Genomic DNA, 5,806 nt, shown 5'->3' on the forward strand with positions numbered 1-5,806 from the left:
GTGGATGGTTCCACCATCCTTCAGACGGGTGTCCTCCCCGCCCACGCTGATACCGATGTATTTCTCGCCCAGCAGACCCGCAGTCAGGATAGATGCTGTGGAGTCGGTCGGCAGATTGTCGACCTTCTTGTCCACTTGCAAGGTCACCCGACCGGTGAAGCTGTCGCGATCCAGATCGATTGCGGTGACCTTGCCGATGGTGACACCGGCCATGGTCACTTTGGCTCTGACCGTCAAACCGGCGATATTGTCGAAGTAGGCATAAAGTTTATAGGTGTCGGTGGTCGAAGTCGGAGACAGGCCACTGACCCGCAAAGCAAGCAGCAACAAAGCCAGGATCCCTGCCAGCAGGAACAGGCCGACACCGATTTCCAGGGTGCGGTTTTGCATCAGAAATCTCCAAACATCAAAGCGGTCAGAATAAAGTCCAGGCCCAGCACTGCCAGCGAGGCAAACACTACGGTCTTGGTGGTGGCGCGACTGATGCCCTCGGAAGTGGGCTCACAGTCATAGCCTTGAAATACGGCGATCCAGGTCACGACGAAGGCAAACACGATACTTTTGATGACGCCGTTGAGCACGTCACTGGTGAAGTTCACGCTGTTTTGCATGTTCGCCCAGTACGAGCCTTCATACACGCCCAGCCAGTCGACAGCCACCCACGAGCCGCCCCAGATACCCACCACGCTGAAAATCATCGCCAGCACCGGCAGGGAAATGAAACCGGCCCACAAACGCGGGGCAATAATGTATTTGAGCGGGTCGACACCGATCATTTCCAGGCTGGAAAGCTGTTCGGTGGACTTCATGTTGCCGATTTCTGCGGTCAGTGCCGATCCGGCGCGCCCGGCGAACAGCAGTGCGGTCACCACCGGGCCGAGTTCACGCAACAGCGTCAGTGCAACCATCTGCCCCACTGCCTGCTCCGAACCATAGCTCGACAGAATGCTGAAGCCCTGCAGCGCCAGCACCATGCCGATGAAAATACCGGAGACCACGATGATCACCAGCGACATCACGCCGACCGAATGCAGTTGTTTGACCAGCAAACCGAAACCGCCGCTGATCCCGCCACGCCCCAACAAGGCGTGAAACAGGAACAGCGTTGCCCGACCAAACACCGCAATGGCGTCGATCGCCGCTTCGCCGAAACGGCGCACGCGTTCTATTAATGAAATTCTGCGCATCAGCGCTTCCCCAGAAGATCTGCGCGGTAATCCGTCGCTGGAAAATGGTACGGCACCGGGCCATCGGGATTGCCGGTCATGAACTGACGAATACGCGGTTCATCCGAGTTCATCAACTCATCCGGCGTGCCCTGCCCCAGCACCTGACCATCACCCACTACATAGATGTAGTCGGCGATGCTCGCGGTTTCGGCCAGATCGTGGGACACCACGATGCTGGTGATCCCCAACGCATCGTTAAGCAGACGGATCAGTCGCACCAGCACGCCCATGGCAATCGGATCCTGACCGACGAACGGTTCGTCGTACATGAGAATCTGCGGATCGAGCGCAATCGCCCGGGCCAGCGCCACGCGGCGTTTCATGCCGCCGGACAGTTCATCGGGCATCAGCTCGATAGCGCCGCGCAGACCGACCGCCTGCAATTTCAGCAGAACGATGTCGCGGATCATTTCTTCGGGCAATTGGGTATGAACGCGCAGGGGAAAAGCGACGTTCTCGAACACATCGAGATCGGTGAACAGTGCGCCGCTCTGAAACAGCACACCCATGTGCTTGCGCGCATCGAACAGATCGCTGCGCGACAGCGCAGGCAGATTCTGACCGTTGACCCAGACTTCGCCACTGGACGGACGCAACTGTGCGCCCATCAACCGTAACAGCGTGGTCTTGCCACACCCGGAAGGCCCCATGATGCCGGTGACCTTGCCGCGCGGGATGCAAATATCGACGTTATTGAAAATGCTGCGCGCACCGCGCTTGAAGGAGACTCCCTTCAGCTCGACCGCGTAGGCGTTATCGGCACTCATCTAAACTCCTTGCGATGCAGCCTCTCACTCGGACGCCTGGCTTTACTTAAAAAGCACGTACATCCCGGGCAGGCCGAACTGGCGGCGAACTATATCACTGCAAAGGCCAAGCGCCCAAGGCTTGTACCGGCCCGTGTTCGGCGATATGACAGGTCTGGCGGCTGTTTCCCCGGGTTTTGGTAACGAGTAATGACAAAGCACGACGAACTTGCGTGAGGCTTTCCAACATAACCGCTATAATCGCCGCCTTTTCATCGGGCTATACGATTTCTGACATGAGCCAATCCAGCGACCTGATCCAATCGGCACAACGCACCATCCGCCTCGAAGTGGAAGCCGTACAAGGCTTGTTGCCCCATATCGACGCCGATTTCGTACGCGCTTGCGAGATGATTCTGGCCAGCAAGGGCCGTGTTGTGGTGGTCGGCATGGGCAAATCCGGGCACGTCGGTAACAAGATTGCCGCGACGCTGGCCAGCACCGGCACCCCGGCATTTTTCGTACACCCGGCCGAAGCCAGTCATGGCGACATGGGCATGATCACTCGCGATGACGTGATCCTCGCACTGTCGAATTCCGGCTCGACCAACGAAATCGTCACCCTGCTGCCGCTGATCAAGCGACTGGGCATCCAGTTGATCAGCGTGACCGGCAACCCGGCCTCGCCGCTGGCCAAGGCCGCCGAAGTCAACCTCAACGTACACGTCGAGCATGAAGCCTGCCCGCTGAACCTGGCCCCGACCTCCTCCACCACTGCCGCACTGGTCATGGGCGATGCCCTGGCTGTGGCATTGCTGGAAGCGCGCGGTTTCACCGCCGAAGACTTCGCCTTCTCCCACCCGGGTGGCGCCCTCGGCCGTCGTCTGCTGCTGAAGGTGGAAAACGTCATGCACGCCGGGCAGGAATTGCCGCAAGTGCAGCGGGGCACGCTGCTCAAGGACGCGCTGATGGAAATGACCCGCAAGGGTCTGGGCATGACCGTAATCCTTGAAGCCGATGGCAAACTGGCCGGAATCTTCACCGACGGCGATTTGCGCCGCACCCTGGATCGCAGCATCGACATTCGCAGCGCCACCATCGACCAGGTCATGACCGCCCACGGCAAGACTGCCCGGCCGGAGATGCTCGCCGCCGAAGCCCTGAAAATCATGGAAGACCAACGAATCAACGCACTGGTCGTTGTCGACGAGGAAGATCGCCCGGTCGGCGCGTTCAACCTCTCCGATCTGCTGCGCGCAGGAGTGATGTAAATGAGCACCGATCTGCTGCAACGCGGCAAAGCCATCAAACTGGCAGTTTTCGATGTCGACGGCGTCCTCACTGACGGACGTCTGTATTTCCTTGAAGACGGCAGTGAATTCAAGACATTCAATACGCTCGACGGCCAAGGCATCAAAATGCTGATGAACGCCGGCGTACTGACCGCCATCATCAGCGGTCGCAAAACCCCCGTGGTCGAGCGCCGGGCGAAAAACCTGGGCATCCCGCACCTGTTTCAGGGGCGCGAAGACAAATTGGTGGTTCTGGACGGTCTACTTGAACAACTGGGCCTAAGCTATGAACAGGTCGCCTACCTCGGTGACGATCTGCCCGACCTGCCGGTGATTCGCCGCGTGGGACTGGGCATGGCCGTTGCCAACGCTGCCGATTTCGTCCGCGAACACGCTCACGGCGTGACTCGGGCCCGTGGCGGCGAAGGTGCCGCCCGCGAATTCTGCGAATTGATCCTGCGCGCCCAGGGCCGCCTTGATGCGGCCAACGCCGCGTACCTGTGAGCCAAACCATGTTTAGCAAAAAATTTCGCAACTTCCTGCTGTTCGGCTGCATCGCGGCGATATTCGCTGCGGTAGGCTACTGGAACATCAGCCCGGAACGCTTCCTCGACAAGCCTCCGGTCACGTCCGTCGAAACCCCTATCGACTGGTATGCAACCAATACGCATACCCTGCAATATCTGCCGGACGGCAAAGTGCAATATGAAATGACCTCCGACAAGGCCGAGCACGTCAAGGCGACCGACATCACGCTGGTCACCAAACCTGACCTGAACATGTACCGCGGGACGGAATTTCCGTGGCATGTGACCAGTGAGCGCGGCGAAGTGAATTCGGGCGGCACCCAGGTCGAATTGATCGATTCGGTACGCATCAAGCGCACCGATGAGCAAAACCGCGATTTGCTGGTTACCTCCACGCGCATGACCGTGTTCCCGCAGGAACAATATGCGCAGACCGAGCAACCCGTTAGAATCGACGGCGCTGGCGGTGTATCGACTGGCGTGGGAATGAAAGCGTATCTGAAGGAAAGCAGGATACACCTGCTATCGAACGTAAGAGGACAGTATGAGGCTCGTTAAAACCCTCCCTATTTTGCTCAGTCTGGGCGCAGCACTGGGAAGCGTGAGCGCCTGGGCTCTGCCGAACGATCAGCAACAGCCGATCCGCATCCAGGCCGACGACGCCCAACTGGACGACAAGAATGGCATTGCCACTTATAAAGGCGACGTCATCATCACTCAGGGCTCGATGAAGGTTACCGGCAACACCGTGACCATCACTCGCACGCCGACCGGTGACATCGACGTGGTGACCTCGGTGGGCAACCTCGCCTACTTCGAACAACTGCAGACCGCTGGCGACACCAAGCCTGTTCAGGGCTGGGGCGTGACGATTCAGTACCACGCCGCGCAAAACCGCGTTGTGCTGATCGACAAGGCCAAGGTTGTCGACAAGGACAACAACACGACTCAAGGCGAGAAAATCGTCTATGACACCGTGAAGAAACTCGCCAGCGCCGGTCGCGCTACCGGCAGCAAGGTCACCGAGTCGCGTCCGCGCATCGACATGGTGATCCAGCCGAAGAAGAAAACCGACGAGAAAACCCAGTAATGGCAACTCTGAAAGCTCAGCACCTGGCCAAGGCCTATAAAAGCCGCCAGGTCGTGCGTGACGTCAGCCTGTCGATCGACAGCGGCCAGATCGTCGGCCTGCTCGGCCCGAACGGCGCCGGCAAGACCACCTGCTTCTATATGATCGTCGGCCTGGTACAGGCCGATCAGGGTCGTGTGCTGATCGACGATCTGGACGTCAGCCACCAGCCAATGCATGGCCGCGCCAAGGCCGGTATCGGCTATCTGCCGCAAGAAGCATCGATCTTCCGCAAACTGTCGGTGGCCGACAACATCATGGCCATCCTCGAGACCCGTCAGGAGCTCGACAAGGCCGGCCGTCGCAAAGAGCTGGAAAGCCTGCTCCAGGAATTCCACATCAGCCACATACGCGACAACCTCGGCATGAGCCTGTCGGGTGGTGAACGCCGCCGGGTGGAAATCGCCCGTGCTCTGGCAACTGCGCCAAAATTCATCCTGCTCGACGAACCGTTCGCCGGTGTCGACCCGATTTCGGTCGGCGACATCAAGCAGATCATCCACCATCTCAAGGCCAAGGGCATCGGTGTACTGATCACCGACCACAACGTGCGTGAGACGCTGGACATCTGCGAAACCGCCTACATCGTCAACGACGGTCAACTGATCGCCGAAGGTGACTCCGCGACCATCCTGGCCAACGATCTGGTCAAGGAAGTGTATCTGGGCCACGAATTCCGCCTGTAAGCGAAAAGTGCCCGGTGAGCCGCCCGGGTGCTGTATCGATTCAAGCAGGATTTAATACGCTTTAATTGTTACAGCGCTCTAGGCAAACACTTCAGTTTCAGGCATATAATTTGCTTAAGTTTGGCGCTCCGGCGCCCTGTAGTGGATGGCGCATAGCGCCGGCGAATAAGGTGTTAAGCCCCTGCCATGAAACCATC

The 5,806-nt window shown here is 58.7% G+C and carries 8 protein-coding genes; 5 read left to right on the plus strand and 3 right to left on the minus strand.

Annotation, left to right across the window (positions count from 1 at the left end; translation table 11 throughout):
• The 3 genes from mlaD to ACIONG_RS23505 all read right to left on the minus strand — a co-directional run.
• Positions 1–390: outer membrane lipid asymmetry maintenance protein MlaD (mlaD, locus tag ACIONG_RS23495; protein WP_401303006.1), on the minus strand; the 390-nt coding region annotated here is incomplete at its 3' end.
• Positions 390–1,187, minus strand: a complete 798-nt coding sequence (gene mlaE / locus ACIONG_RS23500) for a lipid asymmetry maintenance ABC transporter permease subunit MlaE (protein WP_103303113.1) — start codon at positions 1,185–1,187, stop codon at positions 390–392. The genes mlaD and mlaE, both read right to left, overlap by 1 nt.
• A complete protein-coding gene (locus tag ACIONG_RS23505) occupies positions 1,187–1,996 on the minus strand; it encodes an ATP-binding cassette domain-containing protein (protein WP_401303008.1) in 810 nt (269 codons plus the stop codon). Before ACIONG_RS23505 ends, mlaE begins: the two co-directional genes overlap by 1 nt.
• Positions 1,997–2,271: 275 nt before the next feature.
• On the opposite strand from ACIONG_RS23505, the gene ACIONG_RS23510 reads away from it, so the two are divergent.
• From ACIONG_RS23510 to lptB, 5 genes are read left to right on the plus strand one after another with little or no spacing between them, the layout of a single operon-like run.
• Positions 2,272–3,246, plus strand: a complete 975-nt coding sequence (locus ACIONG_RS23510; RefSeq protein WP_401303010.1) for a KpsF/GutQ family sugar-phosphate isomerase — start codon at positions 2,272–2,274, stop codon at positions 3,244–3,246.
• Positions 3,247–3,771 carry a KdsC family phosphatase gene (locus ACIONG_RS23515; RefSeq protein ID WP_401303012.1) on the plus strand — a complete coding sequence of 175 codons (525 nt, stop codon included), beginning with the start codon at positions 3,247–3,249 and terminating at the stop codon, positions 3,769–3,771. It abuts the gene before it with no gap.
• Between the two features lie 8 nt (positions 3,772–3,779).
• Positions 3,780–4,352 (plus strand): LPS export ABC transporter periplasmic protein LptC, encoded by a 573-nt coding sequence (lptC, locus tag ACIONG_RS23520; protein ID WP_103303116.1) that lies wholly within the window; start codon positions 3,780–3,782, stop codon positions 4,350–4,352.
• A complete protein-coding gene (gene lptA / locus ACIONG_RS23525; protein ID WP_103303117.1) occupies positions 4,339–4,884 on the plus strand; it encodes a lipopolysaccharide transport periplasmic protein LptA in 546 nt (181 codons plus the stop codon). Before lptC ends, lptA begins: the two co-directional genes overlap by 14 nt.
• A complete protein-coding gene (gene lptB / locus ACIONG_RS23530) occupies positions 4,884–5,609 on the plus strand; it encodes an LPS export ABC transporter ATP-binding protein (protein ID WP_007953572.1) in 726 nt (241 codons plus the stop codon). Before lptA ends, lptB begins: the two co-directional genes overlap by 1 nt.
• Positions 5,610–5,806: the final 197 nt, after the last annotated feature.

The sequence above is a fragment of the Pseudomonas sp. NPDC087817 genome (assembly GCF_044742875.1).
Taxonomy (GTDB): domain Bacteria; phylum Pseudomonadota; class Gammaproteobacteria; order Pseudomonadales; family Pseudomonadaceae; genus Aquipseudomonas.

Excerpts from the sequence above, each read along its gene's own strand:
- mlaE (WP_103303113.1), bottom strand. The coding sequence starts at position 1,187 with ATGCGCAGAATTTCATTAATAGAACGCGTGCGCCGTTTCGGCGAAGCG.
- ACIONG_RS23505 (WP_401303008.1), bottom strand. The coding sequence starts at position 1,996 with ATGAGTGCCGATAACGCCTACGCGGTCGAGCTGAAGGGAGTCTCCTTC.
- ACIONG_RS23510 (WP_401303010.1), top strand. The coding sequence starts at position 2,272 with ATGAGCCAATCCAGCGACCTGATCCAATCGGCACAACGCACCATCCGC.
- ACIONG_RS23515 (WP_401303012.1), top strand. The coding sequence starts at position 3,247 with ATGAGCACCGATCTGCTGCAACGCGGCAAAGCCATCAAACTGGCAGTT.
- lptC (WP_103303116.1), top strand. The coding sequence starts at position 3,780 with ATGTTTAGCAAAAAATTTCGCAACTTCCTGCTGTTCGGCTGCATCGCG.
- lptA (WP_103303117.1), top strand. The coding sequence starts at position 4,339 with ATGAGGCTCGTTAAAACCCTCCCTATTTTGCTCAGTCTGGGCGCAGCA.
- lptB (WP_007953572.1), top strand. The coding sequence starts at position 4,884 with ATGGCAACTCTGAAAGCTCAGCACCTGGCCAAGGCCTATAAAAGCCGC.